General features: G+C 57.9%; 21 protein-coding genes and 5 tRNA genes. 9 read left to right on the plus strand and 17 right to left on the minus strand.

Annotation, left to right across the window (positions count from 1 at the left end):
- Positions 1-44 precede the first annotated feature (44 nt).
- The 6 genes from DW732_RS04915 (at position 45) to DW732_RS04940 (ending at position 7471) form a co-directional block, all read left to right on the plus strand.
- Positions 45-968, plus strand: coding sequence for an ABC transporter permease (locus tag DW732_RS04915; protein ID WP_117743087.1), 924 nt, complete (start codon positions 45-47; stop codon positions 966-968).
- Positions 961-1755: an ABC transporter ATP-binding protein gene (locus DW732_RS04920; RefSeq protein WP_118098965.1), complete on the plus strand. Its 795-nt coding sequence runs from the start codon at positions 961-963 to the stop codon at positions 1753-1755. Before DW732_RS04915 ends, DW732_RS04920 begins: the two co-directional genes overlap by 8 nt.
- Before the next feature lie 72 nt (positions 1756-1827).
- Complete coding sequence (locus DW732_RS04925; RefSeq protein ID WP_118098966.1) at positions 1828-3858, plus strand: bifunctional UDP-sugar hydrolase/5'-nucleotidase; 2031 nt, start codon at positions 1828-1830, stop codon at positions 3856-3858.
- A gap of 128 nt (positions 3859-3986) precedes the next feature.
- Positions 3987-4754, plus strand: a complete 768-nt coding sequence (locus DW732_RS04930; protein WP_117734305.1) for a mechanosensitive ion channel family protein — start codon at positions 3987-3989, stop codon at positions 4752-4754.
- Between the two features lie 93 nt (positions 4755-4847).
- The gene (locus DW732_RS04935; RefSeq protein WP_118098967.1) at positions 4848-6764 is read left to right on the plus strand and encodes a BMP family ABC transporter substrate-binding protein; all 1917 of its coding nucleotides are present in this window, start codon (positions 4848-4850) and stop codon (positions 6762-6764) included.
- Complete coding sequence (locus DW732_RS04940) at positions 6761-7471, plus strand: metallophosphoesterase family protein (protein WP_118098968.1); 711 nt, start codon at positions 6761-6763, stop codon at positions 7469-7471. Before DW732_RS04935 ends, DW732_RS04940 begins: the two co-directional genes overlap by 4 nt.
- Positions 7472-7520: 49 nt before the next feature.
- On the opposite strand, the gene DW732_RS04945 is transcribed toward DW732_RS04940, so the two are convergent.
- The 13 genes from DW732_RS04945 to DW732_RS05005 all read right to left on the minus strand — a co-directional run bounded on the left by DW732_RS04945 (position 7521) and on the right by DW732_RS05005 (position 14711).
- A complete protein-coding gene (locus tag DW732_RS04945; RefSeq protein ID WP_118098969.1) occupies positions 7521-8282 on the minus strand; it encodes an isocitrate/isopropylmalate family dehydrogenase in 762 nt (253 codons plus the stop codon).
- Positions 8283-8321: 39 nt separating this feature from the next.
- Complete coding sequence (locus DW732_RS04950) at positions 8322-8630, minus strand: hypothetical protein (protein WP_233539366.1); 309 nt, start codon at positions 8628-8630, stop codon at positions 8322-8324.
- 435 nt (positions 8631-9065) lie between these two features.
- On the minus strand, positions 9066-9773 hold the full coding sequence (gene rplA / locus DW732_RS04955) for a 50S ribosomal protein L1 (protein WP_117734301.1): 708 nt from the start codon (positions 9771-9773) through the stop codon (positions 9066-9068).
- Between the two features lie 117 nt (positions 9774-9890).
- Positions 9891-10319, minus strand: a complete 429-nt coding sequence (gene rplK / locus DW732_RS04960; RefSeq protein WP_022093893.1) for a 50S ribosomal protein L11 — start codon at positions 10317-10319, stop codon at positions 9891-9893.
- A 120-nt stretch (positions 10320-10439) separates the two neighbouring features.
- Complete coding sequence (gene nusG / locus DW732_RS04965; protein WP_099432095.1) at positions 10440-10976, minus strand: transcription termination/antitermination protein NusG; 537 nt, start codon at positions 10974-10976, stop codon at positions 10440-10442.
- Positions 10977-10979: 3 nt separating this feature from the next.
- Positions 10980-11318, minus strand: a complete 339-nt coding sequence (gene secE, locus DW732_RS04970; protein ID WP_117583102.1) for a preprotein translocase subunit SecE — start codon at positions 11316-11318, stop codon at positions 10980-10982.
- Positions 11319-11393: 75 nt separating this feature from the next.
- Positions 11394-11469, minus strand: a tRNA-Trp gene (locus tag DW732_RS04975).
- Positions 11470-11482: 13 nt separating this feature from the next.
- Positions 11483-11632: a 50S ribosomal protein L33 gene (gene rpmG, locus DW732_RS04980; protein WP_102372646.1), complete on the minus strand. Its 150-nt coding sequence runs from the start codon at positions 11630-11632 to the stop codon at positions 11483-11485.
- A gap of 279 nt (positions 11633-11911) precedes the next feature.
- The gene (tuf, locus tag DW732_RS04985; RefSeq protein WP_117563790.1) at positions 11912-13102 is read right to left on the minus strand and encodes an elongation factor Tu; all 1191 of its coding nucleotides are present in this window, start codon (positions 13100-13102) and stop codon (positions 11912-11914) included.
- Positions 13103-13198: 96 nt separating this feature from the next.
- A tRNA-Met gene (locus DW732_RS04990) sits at positions 13199-13275 on the minus strand.
- A 3-nt stretch (positions 13276-13278) separates the two neighbouring features.
- Positions 13279-13354, minus strand: a tRNA-Thr gene (locus tag DW732_RS04995).
- A gap of 10 nt (positions 13355-13364) precedes the next feature.
- Positions 13365-13446, minus strand: a tRNA-Tyr gene (locus DW732_RS05000).
- Between the two features lie 431 nt (positions 13447-13877).
- On the minus strand, positions 13878-14711 hold the full coding sequence (locus DW732_RS05005; RefSeq protein ID WP_158567356.1) for a MurR/RpiR family transcriptional regulator: 834 nt from the start codon (positions 14709-14711) through the stop codon (positions 13878-13880).
- Positions 14712-14862: 151 nt separating this feature from the next.
- Here DW732_RS05005 and DW732_RS05010 point away from each other — a divergent pair, with 151 nt between their 5' ends.
- Positions 14863-16281: a glycoside hydrolase family 1 protein gene (locus DW732_RS05010; protein ID WP_118098971.1), complete on the plus strand. Its 1419-nt coding sequence runs from the start codon at positions 14863-14865 to the stop codon at positions 16279-16281.
- 9 nt (positions 16282-16290) lie between these two features.
- Positions 16291-17691: a PTS transporter subunit EIIC gene (locus DW732_RS05015; RefSeq protein ID WP_118098972.1), complete on the plus strand. Its 1401-nt coding sequence runs from the start codon at positions 16291-16293 to the stop codon at positions 17689-17691.
- Positions 17692-18223: 532 nt separating this feature from the next.
- Here DW732_RS05015 and DW732_RS05020 read toward each other — a convergent pair.
- Positions 18224-18298, minus strand: a tRNA-Thr gene (locus DW732_RS05020).
- Positions 18299-18521: 223 nt separating this feature from the next.
- On the opposite strand from DW732_RS05020, the gene DW732_RS05025 reads away from it, so the two are divergent.
- A complete protein-coding gene (locus DW732_RS05025) occupies positions 18522-19862 on the plus strand; it encodes a DNA-binding protein (RefSeq protein WP_118098973.1) in 1341 nt (446 codons plus the stop codon).
- Between the two features lie 27 nt (positions 19863-19889).
- Here the strand turns inward: DW732_RS05025 and DW732_RS05030 are convergent, their stop codons facing one another.
- The 3 genes from DW732_RS05030 to cysS all read right to left on the minus strand — a co-directional run bounded on the left by DW732_RS05030 (position 19890) and on the right by cysS (position 23101).
- Positions 19890-20567, minus strand: a complete 678-nt coding sequence (locus tag DW732_RS05030; protein WP_055285223.1) for an NYN domain-containing protein — start codon at positions 20565-20567, stop codon at positions 19890-19892.
- 3 nt (positions 20568-20570) lie between these two features.
- Positions 20571-21491, minus strand: coding sequence for a 23S rRNA (guanosine(2251)-2'-O)-methyltransferase RlmB (rlmB, locus tag DW732_RS05035; RefSeq protein WP_118098974.1), 921 nt, complete (start codon positions 21489-21491; stop codon positions 20571-20573).
- 143 nt (positions 21492-21634) lie between these two features.
- Positions 21635-23101 carry a cysteine--tRNA ligase gene (gene cysS / locus DW732_RS05040; RefSeq protein WP_117743095.1) on the minus strand — a complete coding sequence of 489 codons (1467 nt, stop codon included), beginning with the start codon at positions 23099-23101 and terminating at the stop codon, positions 21635-21637.
- Positions 23102-23103: the final 2 nt, after the last annotated feature.

Here is a 23103-nt window from a genome sequence, read left to right on the forward strand (position 1 = left end):
TCATGGTGACTCACGTGTCCACCCTATCCTAGGAGGTATGAAGCATGCTCATTGCATTGCAGGGCGCCGTTTCGCAGGGCGTCCTCTGGGGCATTATGGTGCTTGGCGTGTTTATCACGTTCCGCCTGCTCGACATCCCCGATATGACCTGCGACGGCAGCTTTGCCCTCGGCGGCTGTGTCTGCGCCGTACTCATCGTCAACAATAACGTCGACCCGCTGCTCGCCGTGCTGGCCGGCATGTGCGCCGGCGCCATCGCGGGCGCGGTCACGGGCATTCTGACCACCGTCTTCGAGATTCCCGCGATCCTCGCTGGAATCCTCACCCAAATTAGCCTGTGGTCCGTCAACCTGCGCATCATGGGCAAATCCAATACGCCCATCCTTGCCAAGGGCACCGTGTTCTCGGCCGTCAGCAATATGACCGGTCTGCCGCAGTCCACCGTTGCCATCATCTTGGGCATCCTGCTCGCCGTGGCCATCGTTGCCATCCTGTACTGGTTCTTTGGTACCGAGATCGGCTCCGCACTGCGCGCCACCGGCAACAACGAGTACATGATCCGCGCCTTGGGCGTTAACACCAACTCCACCAAGATGATCGCTCTCGTGCTCTCCAACGCCCTCATCGGCCTTTCGGGTGCGCTTATCTGCCAGAGCCAAAAGTATGCCGACATTGGCATGGGCACAGGCGCCATCGTTATCGGCCTTGCCGCCATCGTCATCGGCGAAGTGCTCGGTCGCCTGCTGCCCGGCGGACTCACGCAGTTTAGCGTCCGTCTTGCCTCCGCCGTCTTTGGCTCCGTGGTGTACTTCCTTATCCGCGCCATCGTGCTGCAGCTGGGCATGGACGCCAACGACATGAAGCTGCTCTCCGCCGTGATCGTGGCCGTGGCCCTGTGCGTGCCCGTGGTTTGGGAGCGCTATAAGCTCCGCAGCTCCTACACGAAGGGAGATGAGGCAGATGCTTAAGCTCTCACACGTCAAGAAGACCTTTAACAAGGGCACCGTCACCGAGAAGCGCGCGCTCACCGGTGTCGACCTCACCCTTAACGACGGCGACTTTGTAACCGTGATTGGCGGCAACGGCGCCGGCAAGTCCACGCTGCTCAACATGATCGCCGGCGTGTATCCGCTCGATTCGGGCGTTATCGAGCTCGACGGCACCGATATCTCGCGCCTGAGCGAGTCGCAGCGCGCCAAGTACCTGGGCCGTGTGTTCCAGGACCCCATGCGCGGCACCGCAGCCGACATGCAGATCGCCGAGAACCTGGCCCTCGCCAAGCGCCGCGGCCAGCATCGCGGTCTTTCGTGGGGCGTCACCAAGGCCGAGAAGGACGAGTACGTTGAGCTGCTCAAGCGTCTGGACCTTGGTCTGGATACGCGCCTCAACGCTAAGGTCGGCCTGCTCTCGGGTGGCCAGCGCCAGGCACTCACCCTGCTGATGGCCACGCTCACCAAGCCGCGCCTGCTGCTGCTCGACGAGCACACGGCGGCCCTCGACCCCAAGACGGCATCGAAGGTGCTCAACCTGACCGAGGAAATCGTCGACGAGAACCACCTGACCACACTCATGGTCACACACAACATGAACGACGCCATCCGTCTGGGCAACCGTCTGATTATGATGCACGAGGGCCACGTGATCTACGATGTGGTAGGCAACGAGAAAAAGTCGCTCACCGTCGCCGACCTGCTGCAGAAGTTCGAGGAGGTCTCGGGCGGCGAGCTCGCCAACGACCGCATGCTGCTAAGCTAACGACTTAGAAAACCACCACAAAGGGGACAGGCACCTTTGTGGTGGTTTTTGTTAAGGACTAAGGAGACTGCCATGAAAAGATTCGTCCCCCGCCTTGCGTTAACCGCCGCGCTGCTTGCCGGCGTGTTCACTGGCGCACCCAGCCTCGCCCTTGCGAGCGATCTGCCCCAGGCGATCAACGACTCCGTGACCGTCATGCACACCAACGATATCCACGGCAGCTACAAGTACAGCTACAACGCAAGCAAGGGCACCGGCACTGTGGGCTTTGACGGACTGGCAGTCCTCTATAGCGCCCAGGGCAACGCCCCCGATCTTCTGCTCGATGCGGGTGACACCTTCCATGGACAGTCCTTCGCCACCATGAGCGAGGGCAAAAGCATCGCCGAGCTCATGGACACCTTCTATGCCGACGGCTACGACGCGACCACGCCGGGCAACCACGACTGGAGCTACGGCGCGGACAAGCTCCGCGCCATGACCGGCCACAGCACCACCGGCACGCCCTTCGCCATGCTTTGCGCGAATGCAACGTCCTCGAACGGCGTATGGAGCTCGAGCATCACCAAGACGCTCAACCGCACTTGGAAGGACGGCGAGGACAGTTCCACGTTTAACTACAAGATTAAGGTCGGCGTCGTCGGAGCCATGGATGAGTCGCTAGGTTCCTCGCTGCGCGCGGACCTGGTCGCGGGCACCAGCTTCTCGAGTGCCGCGAACGCCATCAACGCCGAGGCGGAGCAGCTGCGCAAGGAGGGCTGCGATGTTGTTGTGTGTATCGCGCACACGCTCGACGCCAAGACCTTTGCCACGCGGCTCCGTGGCGTCGATGCCCTTATCGCAGGCCACGAGCACATCAATCTTAACGAGAAGGTGACGGGAGCCGACGGCAAGACAATCCACGTTGTCGAGGCGGGCAGTGCCTTTGCCGAGGTGGGACTGCTTTCCGTCCCCTACGAGTACGACACCAAGGGCACCGAAAGCACCGACGATGACACGGTGGCGGTATACGCAGGCAAAAGCGACGAGAAGCTCTATACCGCCAAGGACGTAAACGTTCTTTTGACCGACCCCAACAAGGGCTCCACCTATCAGAGCATCCTTGATGAGGTCAGCAACAACAAGATCAAGCCGCTCGACGATGCCTTTAGCGCCGCATCGAGCGAGGTGCTCGGCACGAGTTCTACCAATTATTACTACGGCGAGGACGCCGCAGGCACGCATGGTTGGGAAATGGTGCGCACCACCGATTTCCGTCCCAGCAAGAAGGGCGACACCACCAAGGCCCAGACCATCGGACATGTGATCTGCGGCTCCTATCTTGACCTGACGGGCGCAGACCTTGCCATCGAGAACGCGGGCGGCATCCGCGGCGGCATCGCGGCGGGCGATGTGACCGCCGGCAACGTCATCGCTATCTCGCCCTACGGCAACACCGTGGAGACCTGGACCATGACCGGTGCGGACTTCCTGGCAGCGCTCGAGCACTCGCTGCAGATCAGTGACGAGTGCAATCACAGCTACGAGCTTCAGCAAACCTACGTGGCGGCCGGCCACACCGAGCAGGAGGCGCAAGACATGTACAAGTGGCGCGACGACTCCGGCAGTGTCCTTTCCTTCGGCGGCATCAACGTGACAATCGATTGGACGCAGTCCGAAGGCAAGCGCATCGTGAGCGCCACACTCACCAAGGATGGCAGCACGCTCGACCCCGCCAAGACCTATACCGTCGCCACCAACAACTACATCATCACCAACACGACCGACTTCCCCACCTTCGCAAACGCCACCAAGCACACCGAGTGGGGTACCTGCGAGTCAGCACTAAGGGCGCTGATCGGGCAGAACAGCTGGGAGAGCAAGATGGCCTCGCTCGCGGGCACCATCAGCTTTGGCTCCACCGCCGTGGACCCCACGCCCACACCGGCCCCGACGCCTGAGCCCTCGCCTCAGACGGATACGACGACCACGAAGGTCATCACCAAGAAGACGACCGGTAAGCTCGCCGCAACGGGAGACCGCACGCTGGCTATGGTCGGTGCATGCCTCATCGGCGGCATCGTCATCATCATTCTCGGCATTATCTGGAAGCGTCGACGCTAAGCTACACCGCCGGGCCTTGCAGCCCCGCCGTGCAAACCTTATATCGAGCACAGAAGCCCGTCAGAATTTGATCGGACGGGCTTCTTGGTGGGTATCATGGTTGGACGATCATGAGGAGGTTTCCCTACATGGAATTGTTTGAGCCAATTCTTCATTTCTTTGCACAACGATGGGTCCACAACATCATCTGGGCCGGCATCTTGGCCATCGGCACCGCCGTTGCCGCCAAAGTCGCGTCCAAGACCCTGCACCACCTGCTTAACCGCGACGATAACCCGCTCCCTTCATCGAGCATCTTCATCAACATCGCGCGCGCCGTCATCTGGATGATCGGCGGCAGCTTTATCCTCGACAACTGTTTTGGCATCAACGCAAACGCACTCGTCGCCGCTCTTGGCGTCGGCGGCATCGCCATCTCACTCGGCTTTCAGGACACGCTCTCAAACCTTATCGGCGGCATGCAGGTGACGTTTATGGGCATCATCAAACCCGGCGACAATATCGAGGTCGGCGGCGTATCCGGCGTGGTCCAAGACATCACCTGGCGCCACACGACCATCGAAGATGCCTGTGGACAGACCATCATTGTGCCCAACTCCAACATCTCCAAGAACACACTCGTGCATCTGATGCCCTTTGGGCGCGTGGCCGTGCCCGTTGCCGTAAAGGACACGTCTAAATGGGCTTCCCTTGACGCGCTGGCAGACGAGCTCACGAGCGCAACCAAAACGGCTGTCTCGCCCATCTCGGGCTTTGACAAGGAGCCCTACGTGCTCTTTAGCGAGATCGGCGACTTTGGCATAAAAGGAAAGATTATCTTTATCGTCAGCGACGACAGCACCACTTTCACCGCTGCCGACGCCTGCATTCGTGCCATCGCTCCCCTCATTGCCTAAACCACCACAAAGGGGACAGGCACCTTTGTGGTGGTTTTCATTCGTGGTACCATGGTATATATAGTTGTTTAAACGACTAAGGGAGTAGACACCATGGAAGAGGCCTATCGTCAAGCACGCAAACGCGGCGAGCAAGGGCGTCGTCGCGCCATCAGCCAAAGCGAGCATCCATACCTTACGGACCTCGATAGCCTGGTTGCTCAGCTCCCCTTAGGTCAGCGAGAGAACGTCGGCCTGCGGGATATTCCGCTCGAAATGGTCGTCGGTACGGTTACCAAGGGCCGTCAGTCCGCCTTTTCGTGCAACTTTATGCCCCTGCTGCCGTTTAGCACCGAGTTCGCCCGCAAGTGGTCCAACCTCTACGACATCCAGGTGACCGAGGGCTATCGCGATCCCGTCATCGTAACCGAGTTCATGCATCGGTTTTACGTCCAAGAGGGCAACAAGCGCGTCAGTGTCCTCAAATTCCTGGACGCCCCAACGGTTTCCGCCAAGGTCACCCGTCTCTACCCCGGCAAATGGGATTCCGTCGAAAGCCGCCTGTACGGTGAGTTCTCTGCGTTTTGGCACGTCTGTCCCCTATACGAGATCGAGTTCTCGCGCGAGGGAAGCTACGAGACGCTCGCCAAGATGCTCGGTCAGAACCTTATCGAAAAATGGCCGCAGAAAAAGGTCGACTACCTGCGCCACACCTTCCTGCTCTTTAAGCGCGCCTACCTTCGCGCAGGTGGCGACCATCTGGACATTACGCCCGCCGACGCCATGCTCGTCTACCTCAATGTGTACAACCAGGACCGCCTGCTGGATACGCCGACGGATATCGTCGTTAACCGCCTGTGCAAGATTTGGCGCGAGCTGGTCATTGCCGGCAAAAGTGACGAGGACAAGGTCGATCTTGTCGAAGCCCCTCAACCCAACGAGGAAGAGTCGCCCGCCAAGTCCACCTCCGGCGTGCTCAACTTCTTTATGGGCAAGACCGTCTACTCGGCCGCCAACCCCCTGCGCATCGCCTTTATCCACGAATTCCCCTGTGCGACATCGAGCTGGGACAGCCTGCACGATCAAGGGCGCCAATATCTTGACGAGCACTTTGGCGGCATCGTGCGCACCGAGGCGTTCGAAAACTGCCACGATCCGGACGTGTTCTACGCCGCCGTGGAAACGGCTGTCATACATGGAGCAAACGTCATCTTCTCGACCTCGCACCGCCTGATGGAATACACGCTCAGGGCTGCCGTCGAGTATCCTCAGGTGCGATTCCTCAACTGCTCTATCGGCCTTCCCCACCAAAGCGTCCGTTCGTACTTTGGCAAGATGTACGAGGCCAAATTTCTCTTGGGCGCCCTTGCCGCCAGCATGGCGGACAACCACCGCATCGGTTACCACGCGTCGGTCTTCGCCTCGGGCGCGCTCAGCGAGATCAACGCCTTTGCGATTGGCGCTTCGCTGCTCGACCCCCGTGCGCAAATAATCCTGACCTGGGGAGATGTGCCCGCCGGAGGCCTTGCCGAGGCCATGTGCCGCGAAGGTGTGAGCGTCATGACCGGCGCCGACATGTCAAAGTCACTCGAAGACCCCACGGCATACGGACTCCACCGTCTGGTCGATGGCAAGGCTGTCGGCATTGCCATGCCGGTATGGAACTGGGGCCGATACTACGAGCTTATCGTGCGAAGCCTGCTGCATGGCACCTGGGATGAGACCAGTGACGACAGCCAGGTTCGCGCCGTCAACTACTGGTACGGCATGAGCTCAGGTGTTATCGACATCCGTTATGCTCCGGGCCTACCCTACCAGACGCGCAAGCTTGTTCAGCTACTCCGCAATGGCATCGTCGAGGGCTCCATCAATCCATTTGGCGGCGAGCTCCATAGCCAAGACGGCGTGGTGCAGATTGAGGGCTTTCCCCCACTGCCGAGCACGCAAATTGTCGAGATGAATTGGCTGGCGGACAACGTGGTGGGCACCATTCCGCAGCTCGACGATGAGCCGGGGGTTACCGCCCTATGAAGATCCTTGCCATAGCAGATACCGAAGAACGATGCCTTTGGGAGTGCTTTCGCAAGGAGCGCTTTGAGGGTGTCGACCTGATTCTGTCTGCCGGCGACCTGGACCCGGACTATCTTGAGTTTTTGGTCACGGTCATCAACAAACCGCTCATCTACGTCCGCGGCAACCACGATGACCGCTACGCACGTCATGCACCGGGCGGCTGCATCTGTGTCGAAGACACCGTGTACGTGTATCGCGGCGTTCGCATTGCGGGGCTTGGCGGCTCCATGCGCTACCGAGATGGCGCCAACATGTACACCGAGCGCGAGATGGCCAAGCGCATGCGCAAGCTGTCACACAAAGTGAGGATGGTCGGCGGCTGCAACATCTTGCTCACCCATGCGCCCGCCGCCGGCGTGGGCGATCTGGATGATCTACCGCATCGAGGATTCGAATGCTTTAACACGGCACTCGAATCCTGGAATCCCGACTACATGGTGCACGGGCATGTGCACCAAAGCTACGGTTGCAATTTTCAGCGCGAGCGTCAGCACGCATGCGGGACAACGATCATCAACGCCTGCGGCTATACGCAGTTTGAACTCGACGAGACGCGCTACCCCATCCGTGGCTGGCAAGCAGCCTGGCTCAATTCGCAAACCATGCGCCGCGAGCTCAAGCGCCATGAGGCCATCGAGTCCTCGACCGCCAGAACCCCCTGGTAACCACCACAAAGGGGACAGGCACCTTTGTGGTGGTTCCGGACTCTCGACGCTACAGGGCAGCGATGACCTTATCGCCCATCTGAGCGGTGCGGAGGATCTTATCAGCAGGGGTGTTGGCGTCGGCGATGTCGCGGGTACGCCAACCTTCGTCGAGCACATGGGCCACAGCATTTTCGACTAAGACGGCCTGCTCGCCCATGTCGAGCGCGTACGTGAGCAGCATTGCCGCCGACAGGATCTGTGCGAGCGGATTGGCAATACCGAGCCCTGCGATATCGGGCGCGCTGCCAGCGCTCGGCTCGAACAGCGAAACGCCGTCGCCCAGCGAAGCAGAGGCGAGCATGCCGAGCGAGCCCGTAATCTGTGCAGCATCGTCGGAGAGAATGTCGCCGAACATGTTCTCCGTAACTACGACGTCAAAGTCGCCCGGTCGGTTGATGAGCTGCATAGCGGCGTTATCGACGAGCAGGTCTTCGAGCTGCACATCGGGGCACTCTTCATCATGCACGCGATGCACGACCTCGCGCCACATGCGGCTCGTCTCCAGCACGTTGCGCTTATCCACACTCGTCACGTCACCGCGACGCTTGCGGGCCGCTTCGAACGCTTGACGGGCAATGCGCTCCACCTCGAACTCGCGGTACTCCATCACATTGACCGCACGCTGGCCCGCAGCGCCATTAGCGCCCGCGCCGTCCTCGTCGTAGAAACGATCGTGCTTGCCAAAGTAAATGCCGCCGGTAAGCTCGCGGCGTGGGGCCGCCGGATCGGTCGAATCCCACTTAGGGCCACCGACTGATGCTAGCCTCATCCTCGGTCATATGGAGCTTGTCGCGCAGATGGCTGGGGCTTACCCCAGGCCGGTATGGATACGGGGCCTCTGAGCCGTCTTGAGGGCTTCTGCGGCCACTTCGATATCCTTGTCGACCGCACAGGTGAGACTCCATACCGTGCACCGGTCGCCCGCGATCTTGCCAATCTCCTGCACCGAGCGAAAATCGCCGGGGCTCGAGATGGGAAAGCCCGCCTCGATCACATCCCCGTTCATGCGCACCAGCTGACGTGCGATGACGATATTTCCCTCAGTATTCATGCTGACGCCGGGAGGCTGCTCCCCGTCGCGCAGCGTAGTGTCAAAGATTGCGATTTTGCGACTCATGATTTCCACCTGATAGGCCTGAGATACAGATGGCTTTCAGGAGAGATGGAGTGCCCCAAGATAGAAAAATACCCGTGTCGCTCATCACGCCCAAAAGCAGCGGACGATAGCGCACCCGGGTACAACTCATCGTTATAGCGAGATTGCAACCCTAGCGCGCTATCCCATCTAGTAGCGCTAGGCCTAGGAGCTGCTGCGTGTTATAGAACATGTCTGGCTCCTTTCAGCCTCGGGCATTCACTACATCGCGCTAAAGTGCAACACAGTCGAAACGACGCGAAGTGGGGATTTTGGAGCAACCGAGGCAAAAGCACCACGAAGGTGCCTGTCCCCTTTGTGGTGGTTTTGCCCCGAGATAGCAAAGAACCCGGTCCTGCACGAGGCAGAACTGGGTTCCTTTAGCAATGCTTGCTTTGCTGAGGCAGTAACTAGCAGTTACTCAGCCAGGAAGTCACGCTGGACAGCGGGATCGACCTTGACGCCAGGGCCCATGGTGGAAGACACGGAGATGGACTTGACGTACTTGCCCTTAGCAGAAGAGGGCTTGACGCGCAGGATCTCGGTGTACAGGGCAGCGTAGTTCTCGACGAGCTGCTGCTCAGAGAAGGACTTCTTGCCCAGGGGCACGTGGCAGATGCCGTAGCGGTCGGCGCGGTACTCAACGCGGCCAGCCTTGAGCTCGGAGACCATCTTGGCGACGTCCATGGTCACGGTGCCGAGTTTGGGGTTCGGCATGAGGCCACGGGGACCAAGGATCTTACCGATGCGGCCAACCTTGGCCATCATGTTCGGCGTAGCAATAGCGGCGTCGAAGTTGATCTCGCCCTTCTGGATCTGGGCGACGAGCTCGTCGGAACCGATGATGTCGGCGCCGGCAGCCTCGGCCTCGCGGGCCTTCTCGCCCTCGGCGAAGACGGCAACACGAACGGTCTTGCCGGTGCCGTGGGGCAGGGAGATGGAACCACGGATGTTCTGGTCAGCCTTACGAGTATCGATGCCCAGACGGAAGTGGGCCTCGATGGTCTCGTCGAACTTGGCGGTGTCGAGCTCCTTGATGAGCTTGGCAGCCTGAAGGGGGGTGTAGAGCGTGGCGCGGTCGATCTTCTCGGCAGCGGCGTTATAGCTCTTACCATGCTTAGCCATGTGCATTACCTCCTGTGGTTAAACGGGCGTGAGCCCTCCCACATCGTATCGTGTGCCCTATTGCACACATATAACGGGCGCCCCGGTCGGAACACCCGTCATTACCTAAAGAAATCGCTACTCAGCGATGGTGACGCCCATGGAGCGGGCGGTACCGGCGATGATCTTCTTGGCGGCGTCAATGTCGTTGGCATTGAGGTCCGGCATCTTGATCTCGGCGATCTTGGTGAGCTGCTCCTGGGAGAGCTGACCAACCTTGTCGGCCTGGGGCTTAGCGGAACCAGACTTGAGGTTCAGCTCCTTCTTGATGAGGTGAGCCGCCGGCGGGGTCTTGGTGATGAAGGAGAAGGACTTATCCTCGTAGACAGAGATCTCAACGGGGATGATGTCGCCCTTCTTGTCCTGCGTCTCGGCGTTAAAAGCCTGGCAGAACTGCATGATGTTCACGCCAGCAGCGCCCAGGGCAGGACCGACGGGAGGAGCGGGGTTAGCGGCACCAGCAGGAATCTGGAGCTTAATGACGTTGGCAACCTTCTTCTCAGCCATGGTCATTCCTTTCGAATCACGAGTGTGAAGTACTTGCTATATCGTAAGCACGCACGTGTTAGAAGCACTCCTGAGATGAGCAGTCACAGAAGAAGCACGCTCGCGCGAACGGACGAAAACTTAAGCGATGACAGCGACCTGGTTAAAGTCGAGCTCGACCGGCGTCTCGCGGCCAAAGATCATCAGCGTGACCTTGAGCTTGCCAGCCTCGGTGTTAACCTCGGAGACTTTGCCATCAAAGTCGGTAAGCGGGCCATCGGTGACGCGGACGGACGTGCCGACCTCAATATCAACCGAGGTACGCTTGGGTGAATCGCCCTTACCGGGACGACGAGTCATCTTATTGTACTCGTCGCGGGAAAGCGGAGCGGGTTTGCCGTTGCCGCCCAGGAAACCGGTAACGCCGGGCGTGTTGCGAACGCACGTCCATGCATCGTCATCCATCTCCATGCGGACCAGAACATAACCCGGGAAAATCTTGGAATCCTTGGTCTCGCGCTTGCCACCCTCTTTAATCTCAGTGACGCGCTCCATAGGAATCTCGATATCAAAGATACGGTCCTGCATGCCCATAGTCTCGATACGATGCTCGAGATCGGACTTAACGCGGTTCTCGTATCCAGAGTAAGTGTGAACGACGTACCAACGCTTAGACATGGTTTAGCCCCTCAATCCAGAAAACAGAGCAAGAGCCTCGCCAAAGCCAGCATCGAGCAGAGCGATGACGACGCCGACGACGATCAGAGAAGCGCAAACGACGACCGAGTAGTTCACGAGCTCCTTCTTATCGGGCCACGTGACGCGCTTCATCTCGGACTTGACCGAAGCGAAATACTTCTTGGTGCGGGCGAAGAAGCCAGGCTTCTCATTCTTCTTGGACTTCGCAGCCTTCTCGTTCTTCTTGGCAACGGCCTTCTTGGCCTCAACCTTGGAGTTGGCGGCAGCGTTGTTGGCGGGTGCCGGCTGCTGAGCCTTCTTCTTGTTCTTCTTGTTGGCCATTTGGGTTACCTCCGCGCAATGCGCTTATACATGAGTAAACCGTAAGCCCCCAATGGGAGCTTACGGAATAATGACTGGCACGCCAGGAAGGACTCGAACCCTCAACACTCGGTTTTGGAGACCGATGCTCTACCAATTGAACTACTGGCGTATGTGACTAGAGACTAGCGAGTCTCTTTGTGCAGCGTGTGGTGACGGCACCAGGGGCAATACTTCTTGATCTCCATACGATCAGGCATGTTCGCCTTGTTCTTGGTGGTCGTATAGTTGCGGCGCTTGCACTCAGTGCACGCAAGAGTAACTAGAGTACGCATGTATCCTGAACCTTTCATTTCCGCCCCGTACGGGCACAAGATGGTACTTTATCAGCTCTACGTAAGGGCTGTCAACGAAAACCTCGAGTCAATTGGTTCTCGGTGGATCCATTCATATTTGGAACACATCAATGAAGCCAACGAGAGCTAATCGACGGTGCACCCAGGACCATTATCGATCCTCTCGACACCAGCAACGACTCAATGTCCATTGCAGAAAAGAACCCGGCACCCATATAAGTGCCGGGTTCTCTAAGTCAGCTATATCAGAGAGCTAATTTACTCAATGATCGTGGAGACGATGCCCGAACCGACGGTGTGGCCACCCTCGCGGATAGCGAAGCGCAGGCCCTCCTCCATGGCGATCGGGTGGATGAGGTCGCCCTCGATGGTGATGTGGTCACCAGGCATAGCCATCTCGGTGCCCTCGGGAAGCTTGACCGTACCGGTAACGTCGGTGGTACGGAAGTAGAACTGAGGACGATAACCATCGAAGAACGGGGTGTGACGGCCGCCCTCCTCCTTGGTCAGAACGTAGATCTCGCCGGTGAACTTGGTGTGCGGGGTAACCGAACCGGGCTTGCAGAGAACCTGGCCGCGCTCGATGTCCTCGCGCTTGATGCCGCGGAGCAGCAGACCGACGTTGTCGCCAGCCTCGCAGAAGTCCATGGACTTACGGAACATCTCGATACCGGTAACGACGGTGTTCTGGGTGTCCTTGATGCCGACGATCTCGACGGGCTCGTTGAGCTTGAGCTCACCGCGCTCGACACGGCCGGTAGCAACGGTACCACGGCCGGAGATGGTCATAACGTCCTCAACGGCCATCAGGAAGGGGAGGTCGTTGTTACGAGCAGGCGTCGGGATGTACTCGTCGACGGCGTTCATGAGCTCGCGGATAGCGTCCATCCACTTGGCGTCGCCCTCGAGAGCGCCCAGAGCGGAACCACGGATGACGGGGATGTCGTCGCCGGGGAAATCGTACTCGGAGAGGAGCTCACGGGTCTCCATCTCGACGAGGTCGATGAGCTCGTCATCGTCAACCATGTCGCACTTGTTCAGGAAAACGACGATGTAGGGAACGCCGACCTGACGGGCGAGCAGGATGTGCTCGCGGGTCTGAGCCATGGGGCCGTCGGTAGCGGCGATGACCAGGATAGCGCCGTCCATCTGAGCAGCACCTGAGATCATGTTCTTGACGTAGTCAGCGTGGCCCGGGCAGTCAACGTGAGCGTAGTGACGGGCAGCAGTCTCGTACTCGACGTGGGAGACGGAGATCGTAATGCCGCGCTCGCGCTCCTCGGGAGCCTTGTCGATGTTCTCGAACGCAGTGAAGTCAGCCTTGCAGCCCTCGGTCTCGGAGAGAACCTTGGTGATGGCAGCGGTCAGCGTGGTCTTGCCGTGGTCGACGTGACCAATGGTGCCGATGTTAACATGCGGCTTAGTGCGCTCAAACTTCTCTTTGGCCATAAAGCCCTCCTCTAAACAGGTCGTCCCCGGACGGGACTTTGCCTTTATACCATAGTGGCCTCTCAACATACTATTGAGAAGCCACCGTGTTACCTATGGTAGCGGTGACTGGATTCGAACCAGTGACGCCACGGGTATGAACCGTGTGCTCTAACCAACTGAGCTACACCGCCGGATGGAGCCTGCAACCAGACTTGAACTGGTGACCTCTTCGTTACCAACGAAGTGCTCTACCGACTGAGCTATACAGGCACTTGACGGGTGGGAGCTATAGGATTCGAACCTATGTAGGCAGAGCCAACGGGTTTACAGCCCGTCCCCATTAACCACTCGGGCAAACTCCCAATCGTTCAAGTATCCGCAGGTTCTTTGGTCTTTTGGACCGCCGCCCCCGCGAACGAAGAAGATAATACGATGCCACCTTGGGGGCTGTCAACGAAAACCTCTAGATACACGGTGCCGGGCGTATCTATATAGCCGTGACCTGTGGTTTTATTGAGTTTGATTATGTCGAGTGATGAATTTGGCAATGCCGGCGTCATTTCCCAAGGGCACACTTTGGCGTGATGGAGTATGTCTGCAGTCTCGACCCTCGATAACGGATCCCTTGCGCTTATTACATAGGTCGTGATCGGGCTTCACCGGCACAATCGAGCGTGGATTTTCTCCCGTTTGACATCGAGCGTGGATAATCTCCCACTTTTGGCGTGTTTCTGAGGCCAAAGTGGCAGATTATCCACGCTCATTCTCTAGGCGGGAGAACTATAGAGCCGAACTACTCGGGCCAGGCCAAAGTAGACCCATAGAGCGGCTCCCCCTTGGTGCAGGGGTAGCGACTCAAGTAACACGACGATAGCAAGTCGAAGAAATAAGTCATGGCATATTTCGAATAAACGCCGAGTCGGTCAATTCCGTTTCCCGCATTACCAAGACGATATACACGGTCAAAAGACCTCGATTTGTCATCGTTGCTAAACGCAGTAATTAGAATCTTCCTGCCCGAACGGCAATCAAGATACTCACGCGCCTGTGACGCAAATAGCCCGGAGACCGATACGAGAATTATCAATGACTGCGAAACGTCTCCCATGTTTTTCAATTCCGCGACGTTAGCCCCAGCAACTATGCGAACCATCTTGCCCGCATAAAACATTTCCTGCTGAAATCGTACGAGATTGGCGCTCACATTATTGGTGCACCAGATTTCAACGTTTTTATGGCCATCAATTTCGTCGGCAAGGTGCTTAATAGCGATATCGGACACGCCGCTTTCAACCTCAGCGAACATCTCGATCATGCGAACGTCGAGCTCTGCCCTGTACTCCTCGTAGCCAAATTCCTCCTCTCGATGGCTTAAGTCGCTTGGAAAGACTGATTGAGTAAATGATTCTTTCAAATCGCTAAGAGACTGGTAGCCCAATCGATTGCAGAAACGACGAACAGCGGAACGGGTCACGAATGCATCGCGGGTTATTGCGGCAACATTGATTTCGCTCGAACGCCTAATGTGAGCGATGAGATATCGAGCGATGGCGGCATCGTTTGACCCAAACTCGCTGTTGATGATGGAGCTAATGCGATTGAGCACATCGAAGTCATTGATATTCACGTGATCCCTCTTTCCGCTCTCCTCGAAATCATGGTTCATTTATTGAATCAAACAGCTTTGGTCGTTCTCCTATGATTCAAATCAGTTGACGTCATCTTAATCGTAATTCCGCCACACGTATCCACCGTGTTGAATGATGGAAAGGGGATTCATGGGCAACGTGAACAACATGCCGTTTCTCTGGGGTTCCGCCACGGCGTCTTATCAGTGCGAGGGTGCCTGGAACGAAGACGGCAAAGGCCTTGGCGAGTGGGATTTCTTTAGCCACACAAGCAATAAGAACATCAACCATGTTGACGGTGATGTATCTTGCGACTTCTACCATCGCTATGAAGAAGATATCCGCATGATGAAAGAAGGCGGACAAAACACCTATCGCTTCTCTCTTTCATGGAGTCGAATCATCCCCACGGGTATCGGCGAAGTGAATGAAGAGGGTATCGATTTTTATAATCGGGTCATTGATTGTTGCCTCGAAAATGGCATAGAGCCCAACGTTACGCTGTTCCATTACGATCTACCATTCACGCTTGCTTGCAAAGGCGGATGGCTGAACAACGACATGGCAGAGTGGTTCTGCAAATACGCCAAGATTTGCTTTGAGCGCTTTGGAGACCGCGTCAAAATCTGGGCTACCGTTAACGAGCCGCATTTCTACAGCTACTGCGTAAACATGTTGGGCAACTATCCCCCCAATCGATCGCTCGACGTTCAGTCGTACATGCAGTTTCAGTACAACCTGATGCGCGCGAGCGCACTCGCAGTCCGAACATATCGTCAAATGGGCTACGACGGCATCATCGGCGCCGTCCACGATGGCGGCGTTGTCGAACTCGACCCGGCAACCGAGCACCCTGATGACGTATTTCGATACGCAGACTTTTTCGCCAATCGCATGATTCTGGCACCAGCGCTTCAGGGTCAACTGCCGCCAGAAATGGACGAAATCCTTGAAAAACTTGGCGTCTCGCTCTATCGATCCCCAAATGACGTAGAAGAATTCAAAGACGGTAAAGTCGATTTTATTGGACTCAACGTGTATTGCCGAGAGTATGTAACCGACTGGCACGGTGGAGAGCTTGCCGTTTCGGCGAACAATAAGGGCGGTTTGAGCAAAAAGGTCGAAGGAAAATGCATTGCGCCCTTGTTTGAAAGCGCCCGCGACAGCAATGTTCCCCGCAATAAATGGGGTCGCGAAATACTCCCAGGTTGCATGTATTCAACCATCATGGATGTCCACGAGCGCTATGACGCGCCCCGCATCTTTATTACGGAAAACGGACATGGCGCCTATGAGCAACCAGACGCAGACGGAATGATCCACGATGATGACCGCATCGAGCTTCTGGGCCAGTTCATCGAGCACATGATGAGGGCTAAGCGCGACGGCGCGCGCGTTGAGGGCTACTACCTCTGGTCGACGATGGATCTGTATAGCTGGATCAACGGCTACGAAAAACGATACGGACTTGTCCATATCGACTTCGAGAACAATCTGGAGCGCACCCCCAAAAAGAGCTGGTATTGGTACCGAGACCTTATCTCGAAGTATCAGGAGCAGGAAGGTTAGGAGAAAGAGATGAAATATCAGGCAATGTCCGAAACAGTCCTAAAGGCTGTTGGCGGCAAAGAGAACATTACATCGGTAACTCATTGTGCGACGCGCCTTCGCATCGACGCACGAGACACCTCGATCATCGATCTCCAACTCGCCAAATCGGCCGATCAGGCGCTCGGGGCAGTAGTCAGCGGTGGCCAGCTTCAGGTGATCATCGGCCCCAACGTCACCGAGGCTTACAACGACTTCCTCGACTTCGCGGGAATCGAAGTCGGCGGTGGCACGGTTGCCGACGATGCCCAAACCGCCAAAGACCTTGCAGAAGGCATTAAAAGCGGTAACACCGCCATGAGCTTGATTGAGAAATTCGGGAACGTCTCTGCACAGGTATTCATGCCCATTGTCCCGGCGCTCATCGTTGGCGGACTCATTCTTTCGATCAAGAATCTCCTGGTCAATTATTGCGGATTGAGCACCGATAGCGGAACCGCCCAGGTCCTGTTGGCGATCTTTAGCGCTTCGTTTAGCTTCTTACCCGTTTATCTTGGTTATCAGCTCGCGGCCGTCATGAAGATGCAGCCCATCATGGGCGCATTGCTGGGCGCGATCATGATCAGCTCGTCCATTAGCGGTGCCGAGGGTCTCGACTTTCTTGGTATTCCCATCCCGACGAACGACTATTCGAGTACGGTAGTGCCCATCGTACTGGGCGTTGTATTCATGTACTTTGTCGACCGCGGCCTTCAGAAGATCATTCCCGACGTTACCAAACTGTTCTTGAAGCCGCTGCTCACCATGATCATCGTCGTGCCCGTCGAGCTGATTATCCTTGGCCCCGCCGGCAGCATGATGGGCTACGCGCTGAGCGATGCCGTCACGTGGCTTATGGACAACGTGGCATTTATCGCTACTCCGATCCTGGCAGCCCTTAACCCCTATTTCGTCATGCTCGGTCTCGATAAGGCTTACATCGCAATCGAAGTTACGAGCCTGGCGCAGCTCGGTTGGGCACCCATTATCTTTGGATTCATCTCGAACCTCTGCATTGGCGGCACGAGCCTCGCCCTGGCAACTGCCATGAAGGGAAACAAAGAGAAGAGGGGTATGGTCACCACGGTTGCCGTCACCGCACTCTGTGGCGTAACCGAGCCCGCGTTCTACGGTTGCCTCATCGAGCGTCCCCGCCTGCTTGTCGGCACGGCAATCGGCGCGCTCTGCGCTGGACTCCCTGCAGGCATCTTTGTTCTGAAAGAGTATGTTGCGGGAGCATGCCCCGGCCTTCTTTCGGCACTCATCTTTATCGCTCCCGATGGGTCCATGGGCAACTTCGTGCTGGCATGCGTTGTCGCCATCGTCGCCATCGTCGTCTCCTTCATCGCTGCACGCGTGATCATCAAGAAGAACCCCAGCTATATTGAGTAGATGCCCGCTGTTTGCATTGGGGACATCCTCGGCAGACCATTAGCAAGAACCCAAGAAGTTCCTTAGGAGCTCGATCAATCCATTCGGATTCCTGAGGCACAAACGACCCCGATTCCACAATGAAATCGGGGTCGTTGTTTCTAAAGCCGTCGATAGACAATCGGTGTTTACCTTAGCTCCCTATCCAAGTTAATTATCCACGCTCGTTCTCCGGTCGGGAGATTTTCTTCGCTCGCGTATCCAGAAATCCACGCTCGAGCAGGACATCCAGATCCGCGCCCGCCCTTGTCTCGATCTGTAACAGCAAGAGGCCTATTCCGCTTCTACATGTTACAGATCAAGATATTCCTAAAACACCCTAAGTTTCATCTCAATCTGTAACAGTTAGATGCCGAATATCGGTCTTGGTGTTACAGATTTAGACAAACTGGAGGACGAGACAAACCAAAAACGGGATGGGCGCTAACCCGATGGCGCACCACCTAAATAGAAACAGGCCCTGTCCCACAAGGAACAGAGCCCGAAACTCTCATGGAGCCAGTGACAGGAATCGAACCTGCAACCCACTGATTACAAATCAGTTGCGCTACCGTTGCGCCACACTGGCACACTTGGCGCTTTCGCGCGAAGCCTGTTAAGAATAATGGAATTGCGGACGGGGCGCAACAGGCCGCACGGCGATATACAAATATGCAAAATCCAGCAACAGCGCATACCAGGCCCGTTCATTTCTGTCAGTGCGCCCTCAATCTTAAAACCATTCGCCAGAACGAATAGTTTTAATTACAATTGGCTATATAAAACTATTCGTTTTAGCGAAGGGTTTCGCGATGTTGACTACAAAGGAAGCAGCCGAGCTGCTCGGCATCACCCCGCGCAGGGTGCAGGAGCTCATTAAGAACGGCGCGCTGACCGCCCGCAAGGCTTCTGGCGTGTGGCTTATCGACAAAGACAGCGTAGACACGCGACTCCGCTCCGCAACCAAAAGAGGGGGACGGCCTCGTCGCGGGCATGGGAAAAGCGAAATCGCATTTACCCTCATGAACCGCACGCACGAAGTAGCCCAGCTGGTCTACAGCAGATCACGGAAAGACTTCACCCACATCGGCGCCGACGTCGATCGTGCCCACGCCCCTATTGGAGTTTTTGCTCCCAGCAAACCTGTATCGCTCGACTCCTTCCGCATCTGGTGGCGCGGCCGCGGTATCCCGCTCGCACGCATTGGGCTAACCTCCCTGCTTGCAGAAGCCGCAGTCGATGTTCCCGATGAACTCGTACAGCGAAATCTCGGCATCTCCCTATCCGACCAGTATTGGATTAGACCCCAAGATTCCGGTCTCGCCTGGGAGGATATCAACTTCTTCAATAACGCCTTTGATGACGTCTCGCTGTCCATTGCGCCCTTTGCCCCAGAGGGAAAAGCGGCTGCCGCAAAGCCCGATAACACCTCGGACGGCAATCTTCAAAAGTACTGGACGTGCGAGGGCGGGTGTCGAATTCTGCATAAGGCAGGAGCGCACCTGAACCAAGAACCTTATAACGAGCTGGTGGCGACCGCGCTCCACCGGCGCATCCTAAACGCCTGCGATTATGTGCCTTACTCGCTCGAGGGCACGGGCACTTCCGCCATGAGCATATGCGATGTCTTCTTAACTGATGAAGAAGAGTATGTCCCTGCGTTCTATGTAAACCAGCACGCAAACGCAGATGAACGGCTAACCGACTACGAGCGATATGTAGCAAACTGCGAGGAGCTCGGGGTGACAGGCGTTAAGGATGCCCTTGACCGCATGATCGTGTGCGACGACATCATCGCCAACTACGATCGTCATTGGCGCAACTTCGGCCTCGTACGAAACGTCAACTCACTAGTCTGCAGGCCAGCCCCCATCTTCGATTCGGGCTCATCGCTCTGGTGCAACATTTCTCTTGAGGAGCTTAGGGCGGGAGAGCACAGTTTTACCAGCGCGCAGTTTCATTCAAGCCCCGCCAAACAAATGCTGCTCGTCGAGGACATGGGCTGGTTCGATGGAGACAAACTCAAAGGCTTTGTCGACGAGGCAATCGAGATTCTGTCTAAAAACGATGCCCTAGCAGCGAGACTGCCTTATCTAAAAGAGGCGCTAACGTGGCGCCTCGAAAGAATGATCGACATCGCTGAATGGAGTTAGCAAAGCAGCATTGCCCCGCCAGCTCCCCTACCGTCCGCGCAACGCCTTGAGCTTGGCCAGGGCCTCGGGGCTCAGGCGGCTACCCAGGGTCATCTTGATCTGCGGAGCTTCCTCTGCCTCGTGAACATCGTTATCGATCTGTTTGATCTCGTCCACCAGCATGCGGCTCGAGATGCGCGTAACGCCCTTGCCCATGACAACGGCCTGGATCGTGCCGTCGCTCGACACCACGGAGCACGCGCGGCCTTCCTCGCGCGCCTCGATGCAGAGCTTCTGCACCACGGTATCGGCAGAGACGCCCGTCGGCGAGAACTCGATACGCACGCCGCGGGCCGGCAGGTTGGGGCGCTCGCTGGAGATATTGCCCGCACCGTCGAACACGATCACGGCCTCGTAGCGGCCCTGGGCAAACGCGGCAACGTCGTTGATGAGCGCCGTGCGCGCCATATCGTGGACGTCGCTGGAATACGGATCATCGGAATGGTCGTAGACGAGCTTTTCGTAGCGCGGCGTGCAGTGAATCACGTTGTAGCCGTCGACCACCAGCAGCTCGGGCTTATTGGAGTGCACCGTCGAGACCGGATCGGCGATGGCCTGCGCAAACGCATTGCCGCCCACGCCATAGGTCGCGGCAGAAACAATCGGCTTGGCCGAGCCCTCACCAAAGCGCTTAGCCTTGGACTTGGCACGGTTCTTTTTGGACATGCGCTACTCCTCCCCCATGAGCTCACCGGCGTTGCGGCGCAGCCACTCAAAGCACAGCGCCGTGGTCGCCTGGGCCACATTGAGGCTCTCGGTCATACCGCGCTGGGGGAGCTTGGTCAAAAAGTCGCACTTCTCGAGCACCAGGCGCGAGATGCCGTCACCCTCCGAACCCATGACAAGTGCCACGCGGCCCTCGAAGGGAGCGTCCCAGCAGCTGCCCTCGGCGTGCTCGGAGGCACCGCCCACCCAAAAGCCGGCGGCCTTAAGATCGTCGAGCGCACGGGCGATGTTGGGCACTTGCGCGATAGACAGATGCATGACGGCGCCGGCTGAAGTCTTGTAGCTGCCCACGGTCACGCCGGCGGCGCGCTTGTTGGCGATGATGACGCCGGCCGCGCCCACAACCTCGGCGGAACGCACGATGGCACCAAAGTTGCCGTCGTCAGTCACATGGTCGAGCACGACGACGAGCGCCGGTCCGTCACCCGCGCGGTCGAGGATGTCGGCGACATCGGCGTAAGGGAAGTTGCCAACCTCGAGCGCGATGCCCTGGTGAGCGCCGTGGCTCGACAGTGCGTCGAGCTGCGCGCGCGGCACATACTTAATGCGGACGCCCGCGGCGTTGAGGTCATCGACCAGACGCGACAAGGCGGCATCGCGCTCCCCGCCCTCGGCAATCAGCGCGCACTTGATGGGAAAACCGGTGCGCAGTGCCTCGGCGGCAGCACGGCGACCTTCGATGAACTCACCCTTGGGAGCCTGGACAGCATCGCGGCCACGCTCGCGCTGCGGACGCGCAGTCTGGGCTTGGGAGTGCTCGCGCTGACCCTTGGACGCGGCAGTGCGGTCATTGCGGCGAATCGGACGCGAGCCAGAAGCAGCCTGCTTGCCGCCACGAGACGCACGCTTGCGATTGTCGGCCATAAAACGGCCTCCTTAAATAGATAACGAACAAGAATCGACCGTCCGAGCCACGGCACCTTGCCTTTCAATCGTCGGGCATGACCACCAGGTCTATGCCCTCCTCTTTCAAGGCAATATGCCGCACCTCGAACGGTCGACAAATACTAGAGACTCTTAATACGGGTGCCGGCGGCCGTATCCTCGATCGTCAGCCCGAGGTCCTTGAGCTGGTCACGGATGGCGTCGGCCAGATCCCAGTTCTTGTCGGCGCGGGCCTCGGCGCGGGCCTCGAGAATCTTGGCAGCGGCCTCGTCCACGTCGTCGCCCGTGTAGGCGACCAAGCCGGCGGCAACGCCTAGCAGACCCAGCGGCAGCTCGACCTTGGGCTCGGGGAGCTCAACGCCAAACGTATCGAGCAGCTCGACCAGCGTATCGGCGGCGGCCAGGGCAGCGGTCTTGTCGGCAGCGTCGCCCGCTTGCTCCAGGTACTGGTTGCACTCGGTCACAAAGCCAAAGACGGCACCCATGGCGCCGGCGGTGTTAAAGTCGTCGTCCATGCACTCCTTAAAGGTGGCGCGGGTCTCGGCGGCCTTGGCGGCAAACGCCTCGGATGCTGCCTCATCGGCATCGGCCGTCGCATGGTTCGCGGCCCAGCGCAGGTTCTCGACCGTACCGGCGATACGCGTGAGCGAGTTTTCGGCACCCTCCAGGCGCTCCCAAGAAAAGTCGAGCGGCGAGCGATAGCTCGTCTGCAACATCAGCAGGCGCAGAGCGGCAGCGGAGTGCTGCTCGAGGACCTCGGCCAGCGTAAAGAAGTTGCCGAGCGACTTGGACATCTTCTCGCCGTCTACCAGCAGCATGCCTGTGTGCATCCAGGTGTTGGAGAAGCCCTGATGCCAGGCGCAGGTGGCCTGGGCGCACTCGTTCTCGTGATGCGGGAAGGCAAGGTCGGAGCCGCCGCCGTGGATGTCGATCGGAGTGCCCAGGTAGCGATGCACCATGGCGGCGCACTCGGTGTGCCAACCAGGACGGCCCTCGCCCCAAGGGCTCGGCCAGCTGGGCTCGCCGGGCTTGGCGGCCTTCCACAGGGCAAAGTCGAGCGGGTCGTTCTTGTCCTCGTTCTCCTCGATGCGCGCGCCAACCATAAGGTCATCGATGTTGCGGCCCGAGACCTGACCGTAGCTGGGATCGCTGCGCACGGCAAAGTACACATCGCCGTTATCGGCTGCGTAGGCATGGCCCTGCTCGATGAGCGTCTTGATCATGGCGATCATGGGGCCGATCTCCTTGGTGGCGCGGGGGCGCACATCGGGATCGAGCACGTTGGCGGCACGCATGACGCCGATGAACTTGTCGGAGAACTCCGTCGCGACCTCGACAGCCGTACGGCCCTGCTCGTTGGCGCGCTTGATGATTTTGTCGTCGACATCGGTGAGGTTCTGGGCGAACGTGACCTCGTAGCCGCTCGCGATGAGCCAGCGACGAATCACGTCAAAGCTGATGAACGTGCGGGCATTGCCGATGTGGATGTTGTCGTAGACCGTGGGGCCGCACACATACATGCGGACCTTGCCGGACTCGATGGGCTTGAACTCTTCCTTTTTATGGGTAGCGCTGTTGTAGATACGCATTC

The sequence above is a fragment of the Collinsella sp. AM28-11LB genome, from assembly GCF_003469895.1.
Taxonomy (GTDB): domain Bacteria; phylum Actinomycetota; class Coriobacteriia; order Coriobacteriales; family Coriobacteriaceae; genus Collinsella.